Raw genomic sequence first — 23,014 nt, forward strand, 5'->3', positions numbered from 1 at the left:
ATGTTATAGGCTAGATTACAGTTGGCTTTGGTAGTAGTTGCCTTCGCCGACCAATTCGATCAGACGCAGTTGTTGTTCCAACCAGTGAGCGTGATCTTCTTCAGTGTCTTTCAGTTGAGCAACCATCAAATCGCGAGTAACGTAGTCTTGAGCTTCTTCGCACAATTTGATGCCTTTTTTCAACGCATCGCGTACTTCGTATTCAGTATTCAAGTCTGCTTTCAGACAAGAGACTACGTCAGTACCGATGTTCAGTTCGGCACGGGTCATTTTAGGCGTACCGCCCAACATCAGGATACGACGGATGAAGTCTTCGGCGTGAGTGGTTTCTTCTTCCATCTCGTGGTTCAAACGTTCGAACAGTTTGGTGTAACCCCATTCAGAGTACAGGCGAGAGTGGATAAAATATTGGTCGCGAGCAGCCAACTCACCAGACAATAATTCGTTCATGTAATCAATAACTGCTTGGTTGCCTTGCATAATTCTTTCTCTTTCTTTTAAAAGTTGATAATCACGAAATGAAGATTCGTGTGTTGTTATGGAATGAGGTAATTGTATGCATAAGTAGCACTTTTGACAAATTTTCTATTTAAAATACAAACAATTATCAAAAAATTTAACCCGCTTTAAAGGCCGTCTGAAAAATTAATCCCCTGTTTTTAATAACAATTTTTTGACATTAGTATTAAGAATCCATTGCATTATTCAAAAACATTTACATTCATTAACCATAAATAAAAGCAAATAATCCAACAAAATCAATCAAATTTAATTATAAATTATTCTCAACTACTGTTGCCTCATTTTTTTGACTCTTCTATTCGGCCAACACTTAGGAATCATGCTATAATTACCAGTTACCTTTTTTTTAAGCACCTAGCTGAAACACATAAATTATCATGAAACAAATCCGCAATATTGCCATCATCGCCCACGTCGACCATGGCAAAACCACATTAGTTGACCAATTGCTGCGCCAGTCCGGTACATTCCGTTCCAACCAGCAAGTAGAAGAGCGCGTCATGGACAGCAACGATCTTGAAAAAGAGCGTGGCATTACCATTCTCGCCAAAAATACCGCCATCGAATACGAAGGCTACCACATCAACATCGTAGATACCCCGGGACACGCCGATTTTGGTGGCGAAGTGGAACGTGTATTGGGCATGGTTGACTGCGTCGTACTGTTGGTTGACGCACAAGAAGGCCCTATGCCGCAAACCCGTTTCGTGACCAAAAAAGCCTTGGCTTTGGGTCTGAAACCTATCGTTGTCATCAACAAAATCGACAAACCGTCTGCCCGTCCAAGCTGGGTTATCGACCAAACATTCGAATTGTTCGACAACTTGGGTGCAACCGACGAGCAATTGGACTTCCCTATCGTCTATGCTTCCGGCCTGTCCGGCTTTGCCAAACTGGATGAGAACGACGAGAGCAGCGACATGCGCCCTCTGTTCGAGACCATTTTGAAACACACGCCTGCACCAAGCGGCAGCGCGGACGAAACGCTGCAACTGCAAATTTCCCAACTGGACTACGACAACTATACCGGCCGCCTCGGTATCGGCCGCATCCTGAACGGCCGCATCAAACCCGGCCAAGTCGTTGCCGTTATGAATCATGAAGAACAAGTCGCCCAAGGCCGCATCAACCAGCTGTTGGGCTTCCAAGGCTTGGAACGCGTACCTTTGGAAGAAGCTGAAGCCGGCGATATCGTGATTATTTCCGGTATCGAAGATATCGGTATCGGCGTAACCATTACCGACAAAGACAATCCTAAAGGCTTGCCTATGTTGAGCGTGGACGAGCCTACCCTGACCATGGACTTTATGGTCAATACTTCTCCTTTGGCCGGTACTGAAGGCAAATTCGTGACTTCCCGCCAAATCCGCGACCGCCTGCAAAAAGAATTGCTGACCAACGTTGCCCTGCGTGTTGAAGATACTGCCGACGCTGATGTATTCCGCGTTTCCGGCCGTGGCGAATTGCACCTGACCATTTTGTTGGAAAACATGCGCCGTGAAGGCTTTGAATTGGCAGTCGGTAAACCGCGCGTGGTATTCCGTGAAATCAACGGTCAAAAATGCGAGCCTTACGAAAACCTGACCGTGGACGTACCTGATGACAACCAAGGTGCCGTTATGGAAGAGCTTGGCCGTCGCCGTGGCGAATTGACCAATATGGAAAGCGACGGTAATGGCCGTACCCGTCTGGAATACCACATTCCTGCACGCGGTCTGATCGGTTTCCAAGGCGAATTCCTGACCTTGACCCGCGGTACCGGCTTGATGAGCCACGTTTTTGACGACTATGCTCCGGTTAAACCTGATATGCCCGGCCGTCACAACGGCGTACTGGTTTCTCAAGAGCAAGGTGAAGCCGTTGCTTACGCCCTGTGGAACTTGGAAGACCGCGGCCGTATGTTCGTTTCTCCAAACGACAAAGTCTACGAAGGTATGATTATCGGTATTCACAGTCGCGACAACGACTTGGTGGTAAACCCTCTAAAAGGTAAAAAACTGACCAACGTCCGTGCCAGCGGTACAGATGAAGCCGTACGCCTGACTACGCCGATCAAATTGACTTTGGAAGGTGCAGTTGAGTTCATCGACGATGACGAACTGGTTGAAATTACGCCACAATCCATCCGCCTGCGTAAACGCTACCTGAGCGAATTGGAACGTCGCCGTCATTTCAAAAAACTGGACTAATTCTGTTTGATTGATACGTTTTAAAATTGAGGCCGTCTGAAAAGTGTTTTGGAAATCCTAGATTTCATTTTTACACTTTCAGACGGCCTTTTATCATCTGTTCAAATAAAGTAAATCGGCATTTCTTCCGCTTGTACTGCTGCTTCATCAGCGCGATCATTCTTACGATATTGCCCCGGCGATATCCCATATTGCTTTTTAAATGCCTTGCCAAAATGCGTTTCCGATTGAAAACCGACCGAGAGCGCAACCGATAAAACCGAATCCGCCGTCTGTTTCAACAATAATGCCCCCTGCTGTAAGCGGATACTGTTTACAAAAGCATGAGGGCTTGTTCCCGTCTGCTGCTTAAATACCCGCATCAACTGGGCGCGAGATAAGTTGGCCATCTCGGTCATTTTCTCGATATTCCATTCCTCTTCCGGCTTATCCACTACTGCCTGAAGCAAATTCCGCAAACGTTTGTCCTGCCAACCATTCAGCAAACCGCTTAATTGCGCTGCCCCATTTTTCTCCAGGCTGGCTCGAAGTAGAAATACCAGCAACACCGAAGCCAATGCGTTCACAACCGCTACCGAACCGGACAAAGCCTGACCGCTCTCATATTGCAACAATGCTACCAAATACTGTAAAGACGGATGGTTGATATTCAGCAAAACTGTGTCAGGCAACCCTGCCATAATATCTGCCTGCGCTTCATATTCAAACCGCGCGCAGAAAAGATGCAAAGCCGCATCGCCTCCTGCATGACTTTGCTTAACTTTAAATGCGCCTTTTTCACTCGTCAGCACATTGACGCCGAGATTTTCACAACTGCTGTCGCTACTCAAAGTATGCCCTACGCTGCGCGGGAAAAAAATGATATCCCCCGCACTCAGCAGCCTAGCCTCTTGCTCCCCATCAATTCGGATATAACCCGAACCGGCAGTTACGATATGCACCAAACCATGCGCACGCTTTGGCTCATGCCGCACATACCATTCCCCCTGAAACAGGCATTGAACATCCACGCTGCCTTTTACCTGCGCCAATTCGACCAGCCTATCCAAAATATCCATAGTGTTTTTTACCAATAAATGAGATGTTTTGACGATTTTATTCTTCCAATTATTGCAATAATACACACACCAAACACAAACGGATAGGATTTTTTATCTTATCCACTCACATTAAGAAAGGACATATCATGTTTAAAGACTGGCCTGAACATACCGCCTTGGTAAAAAAAGCATTCGGTGAACTGGGTAAAAACCATCCTAAAATGCTGCAAGCCTACGGCGCACTGGATCAAGCAGCCGCTGCCGAAGCACTGGATGCCAAAACACGCGAACTGATCGCCATTGCCGTTGCCATTACCACACGTTGCGAAAGCTGTATCAGCGTGCATGCCGCCGCCGCAGCCAAAGCAGGTGCAACCGAAAGCGAAATCGCCGGCGCATTGGCCACCGCTATCGCTCTGAATGCAGGTGCCGCTTATACCTACGCTTTGCGCGCTTTGGAAGCAGTAGAAACCCAACGCTAATCGGTTTGTAAAATCAGGCCGTCTGAAAGCCAACTCCCCTTTCAGACGGCCTGATGAAATGCTAAACTGATAAAGTTATCATATTGTTTTCTGTCTAATAGGAGATTGAACCATGAAGAAACTGCTGACCGCCGTACTTTTTGCCGCCGCTGTTGCCACTCCTTTGGCCACTTCCGCTGCCTCTATGCCTAAAGTTGAAAAAATTGCGGCACAGCCTGCAAAAGCAAAAGGCGTTTGGATTGATGTCCGCTCTGCCGAAGAATTTAAAGAAGGCCATTTGCAAGGTGCGCTCAATATTCCGCATGACCAAATCGTTGACCGCATCAAATCCGTCAGCCCGGATAAAAACGCACCGGTAAACCTCTACTGCCGCAGCGGCCGCCGTGCAGAAGCCGCGCTGACTGAGCTGAAAAAAGCCGGCTACACCAACGTAACCAACCATGGCGGTTATGAAGACTTGGTGAAAAAAGGTTTGAAATAAATCTAGTTGATTTTAAAAAGGCCGTCTGAAACTTTTCAGACGGCCTTTATTGCATTACAGACAGCAACTTCCAAATCTCAAACGTTTGCTGAGACCGGTTTCGTGAATCAATTGTTTGATAACCAAAATATTGGTGTTATCGGCCAACGCGCGAATGCTGTGCGCTTCCATCGGCTCAAGACGGATAACTTGCAAGCCTTCGGTTTGCAAAACTTCGCCCACCGTTTTGATTTCGGCTTTGCCGTTTAAAACCAAAAGCAAAATAATCGCATCCGCCTCATATGCCGGAATTTCATTATTCTTCTGCAGTGAAAGCTGAACAATCTCCTGATTGCCGTCTGAAGCAATCACGCCGCCCAATAAAGCTTTGGGGTCTAACTCATAATGTTTCATTATTATCCTTTCCGCCCAAACGTTGCCGATTCGTGGACAATCGCTCAAGCAAACCAGTACAATACCGCCCATCTTACCAATAGACACAATATTGTCACATGAACATATTAATCTCAAACGACGATGGTTATCTTGCGCCCGGTTTGGCAGTTTTGGCAAGAGTGTGTGCAGAATTTGCCAATGTCAGGGTGGTTGCGCCCGAACGCGATCGCAGCGGCGTCAGCAATTCCCTGACTTTAGACCGTCCTTTACAACTGAAACAGGCGGAAAATGGGTTTTACTATGTCAACGGCACCCCCACCGACTGCATTCATGTCTGTCAATACGCCCTTGCCGACTTCAAACCCGACTTAGTCTTGTCTGGCATTAACAACGGCGCAAACATGGGCGACGATACGCTTTATTCTGGTACGGTTGCCGCCGCAACGGAAGCTTATCTGATGGGTATTCCCGCTATTGCCTTTTCGCTTGCCGATTCAAGCGGCCGTTATTGGGAAACTGCAGAAAAAGCCGCTTGGATGCTGCTTTCCTACTTTCTCAAACGCCCTATTTCCGAACCCATCTTATGGAACATCAATATCCCTGCCGTCGCACCTGAGGATATCCAAGGCATAAAAATTACACGGCTCGGCCGTCGTCATCATGAACAAAGCATTGTTCCCATGTATAATCCACGTGGCGAACAAATTTATTGGATTGGGCCGGTCGGCGATGTTTCCGACAGCGAAGAAGGTACCGACTTTGGCGAATGCGCGTCCGGCTTCATCACGATTACCCCCCTGCAAGTCGATTTGACTGCCTACGGACAAATGGAGCAAACCGCTTCCTTTTGGTCAGAAATCCCTGCGCCTTAACAGTCCCTAACAGCCGAACACTTGAGAAACAAGCATATTTTTATTATGATATGCCTCGACGAGAACAATTACCCGAATACGAAAGTCATTAACATGTTGAAAAAAAGTGTATCTTATGCCGGATCGGCAGCTTTGGTTTTATTACTTGCAGCCTGTGCCAGCCAACAACCGGCTCCTGTAGTCGTCGGCACTCAAAGCGGTGGTTCAACAACAGGCTCTACCGTTGACAATCCTTACGGCGCAGCGCCTTACAATACCAACACCAGCCCAGCGGCAGATGCTCCATACACTCCGCCGGCAAGTACACCTGCTCCAACATACAACAGCGGCAGCACCGGCACTTACACGCCTTCTTATGCGCCTGTTGATATTAATGCAGCGACACATACCGTTGTTCGTGGTGATACCGTTTACAACATCTCCAAACGCTACAACATTACCCAAGACAATCTGCGCGCATGGAATAACTTGGCCGACAACACCATCAGCATTGGTCAAACCCTCCGTGTGAAACCTGAAGGCTACGTTGCACCTGCAGCTTCTGCAAGCAAACCTTCTACGCCAATAACTACAACCACTGCTCCGACTCCAAGCACTCCTGCCAATACACCAACCGTATCTACCGGCAGCAGCCGCAACGTCAGCGGCATCACATGGCAGCGTCCGACTACCGGTAACGTTATCGCCAACTTCGGCGGCAGCAACAAAGGTGTAGATATCGCCGGTACACAAGGCCAGCCTGTTGTTGCAGCGGCAGACGGTAAAGTCGTTTACGCAGGCTCAGGCTTGCGCGGTTACGGCAACTTGGTCATCATCCAACACAACTCCTCATTCTTGAGCGCATACGGCCACAACCAACGCCTGCTGGTTAATGAAAACCAAACCGTTAAACGCGGTCAAACCATTGCGCACATGGGTAATACCGATGCATCTCGTACTCAGTTGCACTTTGAAATCCGTCAAAACGGCAAACCGGTCAATCCGGCAAATTATGTTGCCTTCTAAGCTGATTCAAGCAACCTAATTTCACTTCAATCCCTGCCTAAATGTCATTTAGGTAGGGATTGTTTGTACCGGTTCCCCATGAAATTTCATCTTCCCTTTCTTTATATCCTGCTATTGGGTGGGTGTGCCGCGTTTTTGCCTTCATTGGATGAACGCACCCAAAGCAGTTATCTTGACATACCTGCAACGCCGCGGCTGGACAGCGCATTAGGCATTCCTTCTACATCCTCCAAGACCGATGTTTCCCATATCTATCTGTTGAACGATGCCCATGAAGCCTTTGTCGCCCGTGCCGCCCTGATTGAATCCGCCGACCATACCCTCGATTTGCAGTACTATATCTGGCACAACGACATCTCCGGCAAGCTTCTCTTCAACCTGATTCATCGCGCGGCCGAACGCGGCGTCCGTGTGCGTTTGCTTCTGGACGACAACAACACCAACGGCATGGATGATCTCCTACTTGCACTCGACAATCATCCCAATATCGAAGTCCGTCTGTTTAATCCCTTTATTTTCAGAAAATGGCGTGCACTCGGCTACGTTGCCGACTTCCCGCGACTTAACCGCAGAATGCACAATAAATCGTTTACCGCGGACAACCGTGCCACCATTTTGGGCGGACGCAATATCGGCGACGAATATTTTAAGGTTAACGACGATACCATTTTTGCCGACCTTGATATCCTCGCCACAGGCCGCGTAGTAACCGAAGTTTCCCAAGACTTCGACCGCTATTGGGCAAGCCACTCCGCCTATAACGCGACCAGCATCATCAAACGGGGAAACATGCAAAAAGGATTGGCAGAGCTTGATTACACCGCCCAAGATAAAAATCAAACGCTCATCCGCTACCGTCAAAGCATCGAACACTCCAACCTCTATCAAAAAATGCAGAGCAACCTTATGGAGTGGCAAAGTGTCAGCACACGCCTGATCAGCGATGACCCGGCCAAAGGCTTAGACCGCGACCGGCACAAACCGCCTATTTCCGAACGCCTGCAAGACGCCCTCAAGCAACCTGAAAAAAGCGTTTACCTTGTTTCCCCTTATTTTGTACCCACAAAATCAGGCGTTAAGGCCATAGAAAAGCTGATTCACAACGGCGTGGATGTTACCGTTCTGACCAATTCCCTCCAGGCGACCGACGTTGCCGCCGTCCATTCCGGCTACGTCAAATACCGCAAGCCCTTGCTTAAAGCCGGAGTTAAACTCTATGAGCTTCAACCCAACCACGCCGTTCCGACCTCCAAAGACCGCGGCTTGACCGGCAGTTCAGCCACCAGCTTGCACGCCAAAACATTCATCGTGGACGAGAAACGCATTTTCATCGGCTCATTCAACCTCGACCCACGCTCCGCACGCCTCAATACCGAAATGGGTGTCGTCATCGAAAGCCCCGAAATCGCAGGCCAAATGCAGCGCACCCTCGTAACGACCACCCCAAATTACGCCTATCAGGTAACGCTTGGCAATTACAATAAACTATACTGGTATGACCCAAGCGAAAAACGAACTTACGCACACGAACCCGAAGCCAAGTTCTGGAAACGGATGACTTCAAAAATCCTGTCCATCCTGCCCATAGAAGGATTATTATAGAGGCCGTCTGAAAACAAAAATCATGCAGCCGGAGGAATTCACCATGTCTCGACTCATCTGCAAAACCCTATTTGTTTGTACCACCTGCTTATTGTTGGCCTCCTGCGGCACCACTGGCAAGCATAAATCCCACAAGCCGCAAACAACCGCCAGAACAATCCAACCTGTCCGCATTTCCCATATCGACCACACCCAAGGTTCGCAGGAATTGATGCTTCACAGCCTAGGCCTGATCGGTACGCCCTACAAATGGGGAGGCAGCACCACAGCCACAGGCTTTGACTGTAGCGGCATGATCCAATTCGTCTATAAAAACGCCCTCAACGTCAATCTGCCACGCACCGCACGCGATATGGCCGCAGCCAGCCGAAAAATTCCCGACAGCAAATTGAAAGCCGGCGATCTTGTCTTCTTCAATACCGGCGGCGCACACAAATATTCCCATGTCGGCCTCTACATCGGCAACGGCGAATTTATTCACGCCCCCAGCAGCGGTAAAACCATCAAAACCGAAAAACTTTCCACTCCGTTCTACGCAAAAAACTATTTGGGCGCACATACTTTTTTTACTGAATAAATCAAGGCCGTCTGAAAGGTATCGCAATATCATCATTAAAGGCCTGTCAATCTTGCAGCAATGTTATTTTAGAGTTTAGAAATCGCTATCCAAATATTTAATTAAATATTTTTACAGGAAAATAGAATCATGGAAAAAATAAAAAATTATATAGAATTCAAGAAATTATTTAAAAATATAACGGAAAAATTTGTCAGAGATTTAGATATAACATTAATTGAAGCAGCTGAATATTCTATAATTGAATTCGAAATTTATTTATCTGAATATCCGGAAGATAGTACATTTATTTTTACAGCATGGGCAATCTATCTGTTAGAAAATAACTGTCTCAATGAAAGAGGAAAAGATAATTTTTTCATCGCGGAAATGAAAAAATGTTATCAACAAACTAATTTGGATAGAATAAAATCTATCTATTCTTCGAGTGACTATCATATTTTTGCTAAGGATGTAAACAAGATTCAACAAACATTTAAATTAAATCTTGCCAATATCATGCAGCAAGAGTAGCAACTGTATTTTTAACCCCGTAATACCTTTCAATCTATTGCCGATGAGTAACGCTTGATTGCAAGATACGCCTATGCAAAAATTTACCCATAATAAAGAAACAGAAAAATAACAATTAGTTTCAACAACTTAAATCATCTTCCGCCCTGTCATTTTACAAATACGAAACCATCAAGGATATATCATGCACACAGAATCCGTTCTAACCCTCCTCAAAACACTGCAAAACCAAATCTGCGCCGCGCTGGAGCAAGAAGATGGCGAAGCCAAATTTGTGCATGAAGTATGGACTGGGAAGCTGGGTATCGGCGAAACCCGTGTATTGAAAAACGGCGCAGTATTCGAGCAGGCCGGTGTGAATTTTTCGCATGTAAAGGGAACAAAAATGCCGGCTTCTGCCACGGCCCATCGTCCGGAATTGGCAGGCGCTGCGTTTGAAGCCATGGGCGTGTCGCTGGTCATTCATCCGAAAAATCCTTATGTTCCGACCAGCCATGCCAATGTGCGCTTTTTTATTGCCTATCCTGAAAATGCCGAGCCGGTTTGGTGGTTTGGCGGCGGCTTTGATTTGACGCCGTTTTATCCTTTTGAAGAAGATATCGTGCATTGGCACACAGTGGCGCGGGACGTATGCGCGCCATTTGGCGAATCGGTTTATCCTGAATTCAAACAATGGTGTGACGAATATTTCTATTTGAAACATCGTAACGAAACACGCGGCGTGGGCGGCCTGTTTTTTGACGATTTAAACCGCTGGGATTTCGATACCTGCTTGAATTTTATCAAGGCGGTCGGGGAAGGCTATATCGCAGCGTATCTACCGATTGTGGCCAAACGCAAAAATACGCCTTATGGAGAACGTGAACGAGATTTCCAACTCTACCGTCGCGGACGCTATGTGGAATTTAACTTGGTTTGGGACAGAGGCACGCTGTTCGGCCTGCAAAGCGGTGGCCGTACGGAAAGCATTTTGATGTCCATGCCGCCTTTGGTACGCTTCGAGTATCAATATGTGCCGGAAGAAGGTTCTCCAGAGGCCGCATTAAATCAATTTTTAGTAGCGCGAGACTGGCTGCAGGAATTCGGAAAATAATATCTGTTTGCAATACAGGCCGTCTGAAAGGCTGTTTTTAACCATAAATACTGCTTTTTCAGACGGCCTTTTCTTCAATTGCTTTGAATTTGCATACCTTTGCCTATTGCGCTGTTTCATCTCTATAGAGTTTTTGAGACAATGCGCCCATATAAAAATCACCTCACAAACCACACTAAAAAGGAATAATCGGTGAAACGCATTTTCTTATTTATCGCAACCAATATCGCAGTTCTGGTTGTCATCCGTGTTATTTTGGCCATATTGGGCATCAACAGCACCGACCAAGTCGGCAGCCTGTTGGCTTATTCCGCAGTCGTCGGCTTCAGCGGCTCGATTGTCTCCCTGCTGATGTCGAAAACCATCGCCAAACATTCGGTCGGCGCCGTCGTCATCGACCAGCCCCAAAGCGAAGAAGAAGCTTGGCTGTTGGCAACTGTTGAAGCGCAAGCCCGCCAATGGAATCTGAAAACGCCGGAAGTCGCCATTTACGACTCTCCCGAGCCTAACGCCTTTGCAACCGGCGCGACCAAAAACAGCTCGCTCGTCGCTGTCAGCACCGGCCTGCTCGACCACATGACCCGCGATGAAGTCGAAGCCGTTTTGGCGCATGAAATGGCGCACGTTGGCAACGGCGATATGGTAACGCTGACGCTGATTCAAGGTATTGTGAATACTTTTGTCGTCTTCTTGGCGCGTATCGTTTCCAGTATAGTGGCGCGCAACAATGACGGCAGTACGTCGCAAGGTACATATTTCATGGTCAGCATGGTATTGCAGATCGTATTCGGCTTCCTCGCCAGCATCATCGTGATGTGGTTCAGCCGCCAACGCGAATACCGCGCCGATGCGGGCGCTGCAAAACTGGTGGGCGCGCCGAAAATGATTGCCGCCCTGCAACGCTTGAAAGGCAACCCCAGCGATTTGCCGCAAACCATGACGGCAATGGGCATTGCCAGCGAAGCCAAAGATTCTTGGTTCAGCACCCATCCTTCTTTGGACAACCGCATCAACCGTTTGAAAAACCGCTAGTCGAAAACATCAAGGCCGTCTGAAACATCAATTTCAGACGGCCTTTTTTTATTTCTTCATCAAAGCCCGCTTGATGATAATCATCCAGTCTTTCTTATCCAACAGCGGGCGCTGGTTAAACACGTCATATTTGCAACCGTCCAGCTTTTGCAAAATCAACTGGCCGCCGACAATAATCATGCGCAGCTCAAAACCGATTCGTCCTTTGAGGGTTTTGCCCAACGGCGAGCCTGCCTTCAGCATTTGAAAAGCACGTTGGCACTCATGTGCCATCAGTCGTTGAAAAGCAAAGTCGGCTTTGCCGGCCGCAATCTGCTCTTCGCTGACTTTGAACTTCTGCAAATCTTCCTGAGGGATGTACACGCGCCCTTTCTGCCAATCTACCGCCACGTCCTGCCAGAAATTAATCAGCTGCAAGGCAGTGCAAATGCCGTCGCTTTGCGCCATGCTCACTTCATCGGTTTGCCCGTACAAATGCAGCATAATGCGCCCCACCGGATTGGCGGACAAACGGCAATAGGCAATCAATTCGCCAAAGTTTTCATAACGGGTTTTGACCACATCCTGACTGAACGCCGCCAGCAAATCATAAAACGGCTGCAACGGTAATTGAAACGGCTCAATCGCTTCGTTGTACAAACGCTGCATCAAAGCCGTTTGCGGTTTCCCGCCTTGTGCAATGCGGTCTAACTCTGCCTTCAGTTCATCCAGTTGGCGCAGGCGTTCGGCTGCTTCGGCATTGCCTTCGTCGGCAATATCATCCGCCGTCCGTGCAAAAGCGTAAACGGCGTGAATCGGCTTGCGCAAACGGCGCGGCAGCACAATGGAACCGACTGGGAAGTTTTCGTAATGATTGACTGACATGGGAAATCCGAAAATTTAAAATAAAGTGTTTTTGCTGACAGGCCGTCTGAAATTCAGACGGCCTTACGTTTGGCCGCAAAGAAATCCTGCAATACGTTTTGGCATTCTTCTGCCAATATGCCGCCCAAAATTGCAGTATGCTTGTTCAGACGTTTGTCGGCAAACAAATCGACCACGCTGCCTGCCGCACCGGTTTTAGCTTCGGCCGCACCATAAATCACGCGCCCGACCCGCGCCTGTATCAAGGCAGATGCGCACATGGAGCAAGGCTCTAATGTGATGTATACGTCGCAATCTTCCAAACGGTAGTTTTGCAAGGCCTTACCAGCGGCGGAAAGTGCATTGATTTCGGCATGGTGGCTGACATTGTGGTCGCCAATGCAGGTATTATGTGCCGCAGCGATTGCTTCGCCTTGATATACGATGACTGCGCCAACCGGCACCTCGCCCAAGGCCGCCGATTGTCTGGCCTGTTCTATCGCCAGCCACATAAAGGCTTCCATATCGTTTTGAGAAGGAAAAACAGCAACAGGCGGATGGTTTTTCAAGGCCTCGCCCAGCTCCGTCTTTCTCTCCTCGGAAATATGCCGGACATCCACACCCGAAACCAACGTGTCCAGTTGCCACAAGGTGCTTTTGGTTACGGTCAAACCCGACGCTTTCAGCAATAGAAATGCGCGGACTGCGCCGATTTCCTGTAAATCTTCCAGTGTACGAATACCCAATTTTTTTAATGCGGCCAACGTCTTAGGCGCAAGTGGTGGCGTGGTCAGCATGGATTATTCCTGAAAATGCTGACGCGCCAAGGCTAAGGCCGTCTGAACATAATCGCTGTCTGCGTAAGGATCTAACGTGTGCGCCAAAGGAATTTTCCGCAACCAGGTCAACTGGCGTTTGGCAAGCTGGCGCGTGGCGACAATGCCTTTTTCGACAAAGGTATCATAATCGGTTTCGCCTTCGAGATAATCCCAAGCCTGACGGTAGCCCACGCAGCGCATAGACGGCATATCGGCATGCAGCTGCGGATAATCGCGGCGCAAGGTGTGCATTTCATCTAGGAAACCGTGTTCCAGCATATTTAAAAAGCGTTTTTCGATTTGCTGATGTAACAAATGGCGGTCTTTGGGAATCAAGGCAACCGTGCATAAATCTAATAAAGGAACGGCCTGCTTTTGTTCTGTGAAATGTTCGCTCAAAGGCTTGCCGGTTAAAAGATAGACTTCCAAAGCGCGCTCAATACGCTGGCTGTCATTGGCTTTCAGACGGCCTGCCGTAATCGGGTCAATTTCCTGCAAACGGCAATACAGGCCTGCCAAACCGTGTTCGTTTTTTTCTGCCTGAAGTTGTGCGCGCACTGCCGCATCCGCGCTAGGTAAGTCGTTCAAACCTTCCGTCAACGCGTGGAAATACATCATCGTGCCGCCGACAATCAGCGGATAGCGACCGCGCGCATGTATTTCGTTCACCAAGCGCACGCAGTCGCCGACAAAATCTGCCGCACTGTAACTTTCCAGCGGCGAAATAATATCAATCAAATGATGCGGTACGGCGGCAAGCTCTTCGGCAGTCGGCTTGGCCGTACCGATGTCCATGCCGCGATACACCAGTGCGGAATCCAAACTGATGATTTCCACCGGCAGCGATTGGGCAATATTTAAGGCCAGTGCGGTTTTACCGCCGGCGGTCGGGCCGAGTACGGCGAAGGCTTTGGGCGCGTTCATAAGAAAACGGAAAAATTAAAAATGCGATTATAGCAAACCCGGGCAAACCATATTTCAGGCCGTCTGAAACATTTGCTCTACATTATCAAAAGCGTTACACTTGCTGCGCCGTTTCAGACGGCCTTTTATATTGATTTCAAACCTGCTGCTGCCGTCATTGCGCCGGCAGTCAAGCCGTCAGCGACACTGCGTCGCTGTAAACACGAAAGAACACACTATGACCGTATCTCCCGTAGCCTTGCGCCGTCAAACCGAGCGCAAGCCGCATCCGACTGCGCGTTATTGGAAAAAATGCGATGTCGAGGCTTTGTTCGGACTGCCTTTCCTCGACCTCGTTTTCCAAGCCGCCGAAATCCACCGCCAAAACTTCAACCCGCGCGAAATCCAACTTTCCACCCTGCTCTCCATTAAAACCGGCGGCTGCCCCGAAGATTGCGCCTACTGCCCGCAATCGGCACACCACAACACCAATCTGGGCAAAGAGCAGATGATGGATGTGGACGAAATCGTCGAAAAAGCCAAAATTGCCCAATCGCGCGGCGCCAGCCGTTTCTGCATGGGCGCGGCATGGCGCGGCCCCAAACCCAAAGACGTGGCTGTCGTTTCCGAAATCATCAGCGCGGTGAAAGGCTTGGGCATGGAAGTGTGCGGCACCTTCGGCATGCTCGAAGACGGCATGGCTGAAGACTTCAAAAAAGCCGGTTTGGACTACTACAACCACAACCTCGACACCGACCCCGAACGCTACAACGACATCATCCACACCCGCAAACACGAAGACCGCATGGATACTTTAGGCAAAGTCCGCAATGCCGGTTTGAAAGTCTGCTGCGGCGGTATCGTCGGCATGAACGAAACCCGCGCCGAACGCGCAGGCCTGATTGCCAGCCTTGCCAACCTCGACCCGCAACCTGAAAGCGTGCCGATTAACCAGTTGGTTAAAGTAGAAGGCACGCCGCTGGCCGATGCCGAAGATTTGGACTGGACTGAATTTGTCCGCACCATCGCCGTCGCACGCATTACCATGCCGCATAGCTACGTCCGCCTGTCCGCTGGCCGCAGCAATATGCCGGAATCCATGCAGGCCATGTGTTTCATGGCTGGCGCAAACTCGATTTTCTACGGCGACAAGCTGCTGACTACGGGCAATCCGGACGAAGACGGCGACCGCCTGCTGATGGAAAAATTGAATTTGTATCCGCTGCGCTTTGAATTGGAAGAAGAATACAAAGCCGCTCAGGAAACGCCCAAAATCAAAGTCGACTATTAACCGCCATCATAATGCCGTCTGAAAGGACAGGCTTTCAGACGGCATACGGCACTCCGGCACGCGGCGCAACATCAGGCGCGGCGCGTGCCGCCCCGTCCGAAGCCTGATAAACAAACCGATAAGGAAATACGATGAAACACATACTCCCCCTGATTGCCGCATCCGCACTCTGCATTTCAACCGCTTCGGCACATCCTACCGGCGAACCGTCCACCCAAAACGAAACCGCTATGACCACGCATACCCTCACCTCAAAATACAGCTTTGACGAAACCGTCAGCCGCCTTGAAACCGCCATAAAAAGCAAAGGAATGGACATTTTTGCCGTCATTGACCATCAGGAAGCCGCCCGCCGAAACGGCTTAACGATGCAGCCGGCAAAAGTCATCGTCTTCGGCACGCCCAAAGCCGGCACGCCGCTGATGGTCAAAGACCCCGCCTTCGCCCTGCAACTGCCCCTGCGCGTCCTCGTTACCGAAACGGACGGCAAAGTACGCGCCGCCTATACCGATACGCGCGCCCTCATCGCCGGCAGCCGCATCGGTTTTGACGAAGTGGCAAACACTTTGGCAAACGCCGAAAAACTGATACAAAAAACCGTAGGCGAATAAGCCCGTCGCCGACATAAAAGGCCGTCTAAAACTTTTTCAGACGGCCTTTTATCGTTATTCAGCATCAAAACCTTCAATCTTCCGTATCCACTCTTCCTTTTCCGCCTCGCTCAAAAACGAAGCGCGGAACGAATTGGCGCACAAGTTTTTGATTTCTTCCGCACTCAAATCCAAAGCCTCGGCAAGCGCTTCAAAATTGCGGTTCATATAGCCGCCAAAATATGCCGGATCATCGGAATTGACGGTTACCAACACGCCGCGTTGCAACATACGGCGCAAATTGTGTTTCGCCATTTCAGGGAACACTTTTAATTTCAAATTGCTCAACGGGCAAACGGTCAACGGCATTTGCTCTGCAATCAAACGCGCCATCAAAGCCTCATCTTCTTCCGCCCGTACGCCATGATCGATACGGCGGACATGCAGCAAGTCCAAAGCCTCATAAACATATTCGGGCGGGCCTTCTTCTCCAGCATGACACACCGTCAACAAACCCTGCGCCTGCGCAAACACGCGCTCAAACTTAGACGGCGGATGCCCCAATTCGCTCGAATCCAAGCCTACGCCGATGATGTGTTCTTTATATGGCAAAGCCTGATTTAAGGTTTCAAATGCGCTTTCTTCCGACAAATGACGCAGGAAACACATAATCAAACGCGTGCTTATGCCCCATTGCTGCCCGGCTTCACGGCAGGCACGGACAATGCCGTTAATCACGGTTTCAAACGCCACGCCCCGCACAGTATGGGTTTGCGGATCGAAAAATATTTCCGTATGCACGACATTGTCTTCATGGCAACGCTCAAGATACGCGCGGGTCAAATCGTAAAAATCCGCCTCGTGCAACAATACGCCGGCACCGGCATAATAAATATCCAAAAACGACTGCAAATTGTGAAAATCATAAGCCTGCCGTACCGCATCGACATTTTCATAAGGAATCGCTATGTGGTTGCGCTTGGCGATTTCAAACATCAACTCCGGCTCGAACGTCCCTTCGATGTGGACGTGCAACTCTGCTTTGGGCAGGGCTTGGATAATTTGTTTGATATTCATATTTTCTCTAATTTTCGGTTTATATTTAATATTGAAGGCCGTCTGAAACTTTCAGACGGCCTTTGAACATTTACCTGTTAAAAACCATTTTCCATCATGATTTCGCCGGGGATGCGGTTGCGGTGCATAGCGTAGCCCAAATCCATCAGGGCTTGGAAAGTGTCTTTGACCATTGCCGGATTGCCGCAAACCATAAAGCGCGTATCGGCTTTGGTAAACTTAAAGCCGACTTTTTCTTCCAAGCCGCCATTCTTCAGCAATTCGGGAATCCGTTTGCCGCTCAATGCGCCTTCCGTTTCCTCACGCGTAGTGACCGGAACAAAAGTGAATTTATGGAAATATTCCTCAATCAGCGGATGCTCTTTCAAATCAGCAAGGCGCTGGTTGAAAATCAACTCATCAGCATAAGAGACGGAATGCGCCAAAACCAAACGGTCAAAACGCTGCCAAATTTCAGGCTGCTCGATAATGGAGAGGAAAGGCGCAATGCCGGAACCCGTGCAGAGCATAACCAAATCTTTGCCGTCGGGGAAACGCTCGGGCAAGAGGAAACCGGTAGCCGTTTTATCCAGCAAAATAGTATCGCCCTCTTTCATCGCAGCAAAACGCGCCGACATCGGGCCGCCTTCGATTAATACCGCGAAATACTCAAGCGTATCGGCGTATTCGGCAGACACGACAGAATACGCGCGCCAAATAAAGCCCTCGCCGTCACGGAAACCAAGGCGCGAAAACTGCCCTGCCGAAAAACGGTAGGACTCGGGACGGCTGATGGTAAAAGTCATCAGCTTGGGCGTATGGTGTTTGATCCACAAGACTTTTTCTTCGGTAAACTTGGCTTCTGGAGAAGCTGCCATAATAGGTTTCCTTGATATTCGGTATCAGTTTCAAATAGGGCTTATTATAAAGATTCAAAAGGCCGTCTGAAATATTTATTTTCAGACGGCCTTTAAGATTATTCACGGCGCAAACGGATACTGATGACTTTTTGTTCCAAAATCAAATCGTTACCGTCAAAACGATAGTTCCACACGCTTTGTTTGCGCAAAAACGTATCTTCCAGCTTCATGTCTTCACACAGCATCATGCTTACCGCAATATGGCCAAAATCAATTTTGCCCGCTCCGATTACATTCGCTTGAAACATCATACCGTTGCAACCCATATTGCCATAAGCCTTAGGCATTTTGCTGAAATCCAAATAGGCGTTTTTATCTGCCAATTCTTTTTCAGTGAATTTATTGAAAGCGACAACACGCCATTTGGCGGCTAAAGTAGGTTGCGCAGCTTGTTGAGTTTGTACCTGCGCTTTAGAGGCTTGTTCAGTCTGAGATGCTGAAGGAGATGTACAAGCTGCCAAAACTACCATACTCATCAATGCACCGAATAATGTTTTCATATCCATTCCTTAATTATTGCTAAAGGCCGTCTGAAAAACTATCCTCCTTCAGACGGCCTTTAAGCCTTATTTACAAAGTCGTATCCAATGCTTTGGAAATATCGTTCCAAATATCGTCCACATCTTCGATACCGACAGAGAAACGCAGCAGGCCGACTTTGATGCCCATTTCCATTTTCACATCATGCGGCACGCCGCTGTGGGATTGGGAATAGCAATGATTGACCAGACTTTCCACGCCGCCGAGGCTGGAAGCCATTTTGACCAGTTTCATGTTTTTAATCACGCTATTGGCTGCTTCACGCGTGTCGTTTTTGAGATAAACCGTAACCACGCCGCCAATGCCTTTGGGCATTTGTGCTTGGGCGAGTTCGTAATGTTCGTGCGACGGCAGGCCGGGATAGAACACTTTTTCAATGGCAGGATGGGCTTCCAAACGGCGCGCGATTTCGAGTGCGTTTTGGCAATGGGCGTTCATACGTAGAGCCAACGTTTTGATACCGCGCAACACCAGCCAGCAGTCCATCGGGCCTGCAATCGCGCCGGTATGCACCATCATGTCGTGCAAAGGCTGAGCCAGCTCTTTGGTTTTGGCAACGACTACGCCCATCAATACGTCGGAATGGCCGCACAAATATTTGGTAGCGGAATGGAACACAAAATCGCAACCCATATCCAACGGCTGTTGCAGATACGGCGTGGCGAAGGTGTTGTCAATACCAACCAGCGCGCCAGCCGCTTTGGCTTTCGCGGCAAGCGCTTTGATGTCTACCAAGCGCAAAAGCGGATTGGACGGCGTTTCCAGCCAAACCAGTTTGACATTGTGCGCTTTGAGCAGCTCGTCCAAATTATCTGGATTGCCCAAATCGGCAAAAACAACGTTCACACCCCATTTTTGATAAACATCGACCAATAAATCATAAGCGCCGCCATAAATATCGGCGACTGCGACAATGGTATCGCCCGGGCGCAGGAAAGTGCGCCACACGGCATCAATCCCCGCCATACCGCTGGAAAATGCAAAGCCGGCCGCACCATGTTCCAAATCGGCAACGGTATCTTCCAAGACCTGACGGGTCGGGTTGCTCAGGCGCGAGTAGCGGTAAGGCACATTTTCGCCAATCTCGTGCAACGCAAACATACTGTTTTGATAAATCGGCGGCATCAGCGCACGGTTGTGTTCGTCGCAATCGTAGCTGGAATGGATGGCTTTCGTGGCGAATTTCATTGGGTCTCTGCCTATATAGATGTGAATAATCGAAGATTTTATCACTATCTGAAAAATAGAAACAATCAATGCAGGCAGATAAAGCAAGTGATATAATCTCGCATTTGCAAATCGGCCGACACGAGCCGATTCCCTCCACACGCATCTCAACAATCCTATCATGAAGGACATACCACGCATGAACGCCATTGCAGACGTGCAATCCAGCCGCGATTTACGCAACCTGCCGATTAATCAGGTCGGCATTAAAGGCCTGCGCTTTCCAATCTCCCTTAAAAGCAAAGAAGGCGAACAATCCACCGTCGCCCGCCTGACCATGACGGTTTTTCTGCCTGCCGACCAAAAAGGCACGCATATGTCGCGCTTTGTCGCCCTGATGGAAAAACAAACCGATGCTTTGGATTTTGATACGCTGCACAAACTGACCGCCGATATGGTTGCCCTGTTGGATTCCCATTCCGGCAAAATCAGCGTTTCCTTCCCGTTTTTCCGCAAGAAAAGTGCGCCTGTCTCCGGCATCCAATCGCTGCTTGACTATGATGTCACCCTGACCGGCGAAATCAAAAACGGTACATACAGCCACAGCCTGAAAGTGATGGTTCCGGTTACTTCATTGTGTCCGTGTTCCAAAGAAATTTCCCAATACGGCGCACACAACCAACGTTCGCATGTGACGGTCAGCCTGATTGCAAACGCAGATGTAGGCATTGAAGAAATTATCGATTACGTCGAAGCGCAAGCAAGCTGCCAGCTCTACGGCTTGCTCAAACGCCCTGACGAGAAGTATGTAACGGAAAAAGCGTACGAAAATCCGAAGTTTGTCGAAGACATGGTTCGCGATGTAGCCACTGCGCTGATTGCCGACAAACGCATCGAGTCGTTTGTTGTCGAAAGCGAAAACTTCGAATCGATACACAACCATTCCGCTTACGCTTATATCGCTTATCCTTAAAAGCCGAGCCGAATAGAAATAAAGGCCGTCTGAAAGTTTCAGACGGCCTTTGGCATAGATTGAACGATAACATGAGACTATCGGTCATATATGGGCAACTCTATTTCGATATAATTCAAAAGCATTAGATTTCTCTCGCAATATTTAACATAAATTAAGCCGTTTATTTTTTCCATCATTTATAATGACGGTTCCTCAACGGCATCTCCGTAGATACTATGAAAAAATTCCTTTATTTCCTCATTGCATTTTTAGGCTTGAGCAGCTTCGCATTCGCAGTAGACGCCAATGATTTGCTGCCTCCAGAGCAAGCCTTTGTACCTCAAGTCAATGTAACCGATCAAGGCATCAGCGTTCAGTTCAAGATCGCTGACGGCTACTATATGTACCAGTCCAAAATCGTTGCTGCGACCAATCCTGACAAAGTCTTGGCCGAACCCAAATTCAGCAAAGGCGAAGAAAAAGAAGACGAATTCTTCGGCAAACAAACGGTTTACCACCATACTGCACAGGTTAACCTGCCTTACAAACAAGCCGTACCGCAATACAAACTGACACTGACTTATCAAGGCTGTGCCGAAGTGGGTGTGTGTTATCCGCCTGTGGACACCGAGTTTGACGTAAAAGGCAACGGGGTTTACCAGCCGCAAAGCGACGAGCCGGTTTCTGCCAAAGACCGCTTTTTGCAACCGTCCGCCTCTTCAGACGGCCAAATGCCCACGCAACCCAGTACAAACAATCCCGACAGCAGCCGCTTCAAGCTCTCTTGGGATACTTTAAACGCCAACCTGTTGGCGTTTTTTGTCGCAGGTTTGGGCTTAAGCTTTACAGCCTGTATGTATCCACTCCTGCCGATTGTTTCCAGCATTGTCGTGGGCGATAAAAAAGCCGGCAAAGGCCGCGCGTTCATCTTGTCTATGGTGTATGTACAAGGTTTGGCATTGACCTATACCTTGGTCGGTGTGATTGCCGGTTTGACAGGCGCGCTGTTGACCGTATGGCTACAACAGCCGTGGGTCGTACTTGCTGCCGCCGCGTTGATGGTGGTACTGGCGCTGTCCATGTTCGGTCTCTTCAACATCCAACTGCCCAACTCCGTCCAATCCTATTTCCAAAACCAAAGCAACAAACTCTCCGGCGGCAAAATCATTTCCGTCTTCATCATGGGTATTTTGTCCGCGCTGATTGTCGGCCCTTGCGTTGCGCCTCCGCTGGCATTTGCTTTGGGCTATATCGGCCAGACCGGCGATGCCGTATTGGGTGGCCTTGCACTTTATGCATTAGCGCTCGGCACCGGCGTGCCGCTCATCATCATCGGCACATTCGGCGGCCATATCCTGCCTAAAGCAGGCGACTGGATGAACGGCATCAAATACGCATTCGGCTTCATCTTACTGGCCGTTGCCGTATACCTTGCCACACCGCATCTGCCTTATTTCGCAGTAGTCGGCCTCTACACCTTGCTGATGATTGTTCCCGCCCTTATGCTTTTGGCGAAATCCGGCAAACAAAAAGGCCGTCTGAAAACAGTTGCCGCCGTATTGGGCTTTTTACTGCTGATTGGCGGCTCATGGTTTGGCTGGCAAAGCTTTAATAAACAAACCACCGCCCTGCACCACTTCTTAACGCTGGTCCCGCCATCCGAAGCCGGACAAGAAACCGACCACGGCAAAATGTTTACCGATGTCGGCGAACTCAAAGCCGCTATGGATGCCGCCTTGAAAGCCGACCCAAGCAAGCCCGTGCTGATTGATTTCTACGCCGACTGGTGCGTATCCTGCAAAGAAATGGCCGCCTACACGCTCAACCAACCGCAGGTACACGAAGCGGTCGATATGCAGCGCTTCTTCCAAATCGACGTAACTGCCAACACTCCCGACCATCAGGCCTTACTGAAAGAATACGGCCTCTTCGGTCCTCCGGGCGTGTTTGTTGTCCGCGCCGACGGCAGTCATAGCGAACCCTTATTAGGCTTTGTCAAACCCGATGCTTTCATCGAATGGTATCGCAAAAACGAGAAATAGCGTCTATAAAAAGGCCGTCTGAAAACAGATTTTCAGACGGCCTTATATATTGCGCCCTATCACAGGGGCATTTTTAACATAACTAAAGCCCCTTTAACAAAGGGGC

24 protein-coding genes are annotated in these 23,014 nt (G+C 49.0%); 14 read left to right on the plus strand and 10 right to left on the minus strand.

Translation table 11 applies throughout. The features are described from left to right. Positions 1 to 15 precede the first annotated feature (15 nt). Complete coding sequence (bfr, locus tag ACTHRE_RS08895; protein ID WP_070461824.1) at positions 16 to 480, minus strand: bacterioferritin; 465 nt, start codon at positions 478 to 480, stop codon at positions 16 to 18. Between the two features lie 419 nt (positions 481 to 899). Between bfr and typA the strand changes: the two genes are divergently transcribed. Beyond that, complete coding sequence (typA, locus tag ACTHRE_RS08900) at positions 900 to 2,711, plus strand: translational GTPase TypA (RefSeq protein ID WP_070461822.1); 1,812 nt, start codon at positions 900 to 902, stop codon at positions 2,709 to 2,711. Positions 2,712 to 2,812: 101 nt separating this feature from the next. On the opposite strand, the gene ACTHRE_RS08905 is transcribed toward typA, so the two are convergent. Further along, positions 2,813 to 3,769, minus strand: coding sequence for a cupin domain-containing protein (locus ACTHRE_RS08905; protein ID WP_377072668.1), 957 nt, complete (start codon positions 3,767 to 3,769; stop codon positions 2,813 to 2,815). A gap of 128 nt (positions 3,770 to 3,897) precedes the next feature. Here ACTHRE_RS08905 and ACTHRE_RS08910 point away from each other — a divergent pair, with 128 nt between their 5' ends. Further along, entirely contained in the window at positions 3,898 to 4,233 is a 336-nt protein-coding gene (locus ACTHRE_RS08910) for a carboxymuconolactone decarboxylase family protein (RefSeq protein ID WP_003686488.1), read from the plus strand. Between the two features lie 112 nt (positions 4,234 to 4,345). Beyond that, complete coding sequence (locus ACTHRE_RS08915) at positions 4,346 to 4,714, plus strand: rhodanese-like domain-containing protein (protein WP_070827022.1); 369 nt, start codon at positions 4,346 to 4,348, stop codon at positions 4,712 to 4,714. Between the two features lie 54 nt (positions 4,715 to 4,768). Here the strand turns inward: ACTHRE_RS08915 and ACTHRE_RS08920 are convergent, their stop codons facing one another. After that, positions 4,769 to 5,107, minus strand: coding sequence for a hypothetical protein (locus ACTHRE_RS08920; RefSeq protein ID WP_107857684.1), 339 nt, complete (start codon positions 5,105 to 5,107; stop codon positions 4,769 to 4,771). A 98-nt stretch (positions 5,108 to 5,205) separates the two neighbouring features. Between ACTHRE_RS08920 and surE the strand changes: the two genes are divergently transcribed. The 7 genes from surE (at position 5,206) to htpX (ending at position 11,783) form a co-directional block, all read left to right on the plus strand. Next, complete coding sequence (gene surE / locus ACTHRE_RS08925; protein WP_377072666.1) at positions 5,206 to 5,961, plus strand: 5'/3'-nucleotidase SurE; 756 nt, start codon at positions 5,206 to 5,208, stop codon at positions 5,959 to 5,961. A gap of 93 nt (positions 5,962 to 6,054) precedes the next feature. Further along, entirely contained in the window at positions 6,055 to 6,966 is a 912-nt protein-coding gene (locus ACTHRE_RS08930; RefSeq protein ID WP_377072664.1) for a peptidoglycan DD-metalloendopeptidase family protein, read from the plus strand. Positions 6,967 to 7,044: 78 nt separating this feature from the next. After that, complete coding sequence (locus ACTHRE_RS08935) at positions 7,045 to 8,568, plus strand: phospholipase D family protein (RefSeq protein WP_107867297.1); 1,524 nt, start codon at positions 7,045 to 7,047, stop codon at positions 8,566 to 8,568. A gap of 43 nt (positions 8,569 to 8,611) precedes the next feature. Next, positions 8,612 to 9,145 carry a C40 family peptidase gene (locus ACTHRE_RS08940; protein ID WP_070827048.1) on the plus strand — a complete coding sequence of 178 codons (534 nt, stop codon included), beginning with the start codon at positions 8,612 to 8,614 and terminating at the stop codon, positions 9,143 to 9,145. Positions 9,146 to 9,274: 129 nt separating this feature from the next. Then, a complete protein-coding gene (locus ACTHRE_RS08945; protein WP_002219725.1) occupies positions 9,275 to 9,658 on the plus strand; it encodes a hypothetical protein in 384 nt (127 codons plus the stop codon). A gap of 184 nt (positions 9,659 to 9,842) precedes the next feature. Next, positions 9,843 to 10,751, plus strand: coding sequence for an oxygen-dependent coproporphyrinogen oxidase (gene hemF / locus ACTHRE_RS08950; protein WP_440344992.1), 909 nt, complete (start codon positions 9,843 to 9,845; stop codon positions 10,749 to 10,751). A 192-nt stretch (positions 10,752 to 10,943) separates the two neighbouring features. Continuing rightward, positions 10,944 to 11,783, plus strand: a complete 840-nt coding sequence (gene htpX, locus ACTHRE_RS08955; RefSeq protein ID WP_440344991.1) for a protease HtpX — start codon at positions 10,944 to 10,946, stop codon at positions 11,781 to 11,783. A gap of 48 nt (positions 11,784 to 11,831) precedes the next feature. Here htpX and hpnC read toward each other — a convergent pair whose 3' ends face one another. From hpnC to miaA, 3 genes are read right to left on the minus strand one after another with little or no spacing between them, the layout of a single operon-like run. Continuing rightward, entirely contained in the window at positions 11,832 to 12,647 is an 816-nt protein-coding gene (gene hpnC, locus ACTHRE_RS08960; RefSeq protein WP_440344990.1) for a squalene synthase HpnC, read from the minus strand. 53 nt (positions 12,648 to 12,700) lie between these two features. Next, complete coding sequence (gene tadA / locus ACTHRE_RS08965; RefSeq protein ID WP_377072654.1) at positions 12,701 to 13,423, minus strand: tRNA adenosine(34) deaminase TadA; 723 nt, start codon at positions 13,421 to 13,423, stop codon at positions 12,701 to 12,703. Positions 13,424 to 13,426: 3 nt separating this feature from the next. Then, entirely contained in the window at positions 13,427 to 14,368 is a 942-nt protein-coding gene (gene miaA, locus ACTHRE_RS08970; protein ID WP_377072652.1) for a tRNA (adenosine(37)-N6)-dimethylallyltransferase MiaA, read from the minus strand. 217 nt (positions 14,369 to 14,585) lie between these two features. Here miaA and bioB point away from each other — a divergent pair, with 217 nt between their 5' ends. Both bioB and ACTHRE_RS08980 read left to right on the plus strand, forming a co-directional pair. After that, complete coding sequence (bioB, locus tag ACTHRE_RS08975) at positions 14,586 to 15,638, plus strand: biotin synthase BioB (RefSeq protein ID WP_004519884.1); 1,053 nt, start codon at positions 14,586 to 14,588, stop codon at positions 15,636 to 15,638. Between the two features lie 131 nt (positions 15,639 to 15,769). Further along, positions 15,770 to 16,249, plus strand: coding sequence for a DUF302 domain-containing protein (locus ACTHRE_RS08980; RefSeq protein ID WP_003680761.1), 480 nt, complete (start codon positions 15,770 to 15,772; stop codon positions 16,247 to 16,249). A gap of 54 nt (positions 16,250 to 16,303) precedes the next feature. Here ACTHRE_RS08980 and ACTHRE_RS08985 read toward each other — a convergent pair whose 3' ends face one another. From ACTHRE_RS08985 to ACTHRE_RS09000, 4 genes are all read right to left on the minus strand, one after another. Further along, the gene (locus tag ACTHRE_RS08985) at positions 16,304 to 17,305 is read right to left on the minus strand and encodes an adenosine deaminase (RefSeq protein WP_377072650.1); all 1,002 of its coding nucleotides are present in this window, start codon (positions 17,303 to 17,305) and stop codon (positions 16,304 to 16,306) included. Positions 17,306 to 17,382: 77 nt separating this feature from the next. Next, the gene (locus ACTHRE_RS08990; RefSeq protein ID WP_377072648.1) at positions 17,383 to 18,162 is read right to left on the minus strand and encodes a ferredoxin--NADP reductase; all 780 of its coding nucleotides are present in this window, start codon (positions 18,160 to 18,162) and stop codon (positions 17,383 to 17,385) included. A gap of 98 nt (positions 18,163 to 18,260) precedes the next feature. Then, complete coding sequence (locus ACTHRE_RS08995; RefSeq protein WP_377072647.1) at positions 18,261 to 18,704, minus strand: META domain-containing protein; 444 nt, start codon at positions 18,702 to 18,704, stop codon at positions 18,261 to 18,263. Between the two features lie 70 nt (positions 18,705 to 18,774). Further along, positions 18,775 to 19,932, minus strand: coding sequence for a trans-sulfuration enzyme family protein (locus ACTHRE_RS09000; RefSeq protein ID WP_049344451.1), 1,158 nt, complete (start codon positions 19,930 to 19,932; stop codon positions 18,775 to 18,777). A gap of 178 nt (positions 19,933 to 20,110) precedes the next feature. Here ACTHRE_RS09000 and folE2 point away from each other — a divergent pair, with 178 nt between their 5' ends. Together folE2 and dsbD are read left to right on the plus strand one after the other, a co-directional pair. Continuing rightward, a complete protein-coding gene (gene folE2 / locus ACTHRE_RS09005; protein WP_377072645.1) occupies positions 20,111 to 20,884 on the plus strand; it encodes a GTP cyclohydrolase FolE2 in 774 nt (257 codons plus the stop codon). Between the two features lie 218 nt (positions 20,885 to 21,102). Beyond that, positions 21,103 to 22,908: a protein-disulfide reductase DsbD gene (gene dsbD / locus ACTHRE_RS09010; RefSeq protein WP_070644886.1), complete on the plus strand. Its 1,806-nt coding sequence runs from the start codon at positions 21,103 to 21,105 to the stop codon at positions 22,906 to 22,908. Positions 22,909 to 23,014 lie beyond the last annotated feature (106 nt).

It is taken from the genome of Neisseria sp. P0001.S007, assembly GCF_051963655.1.
In the GTDB taxonomy this organism is placed as follows: Bacteria; Pseudomonadota; Gammaproteobacteria; order Burkholderiales; family Neisseriaceae; genus Neisseria; species Neisseria subflava_A.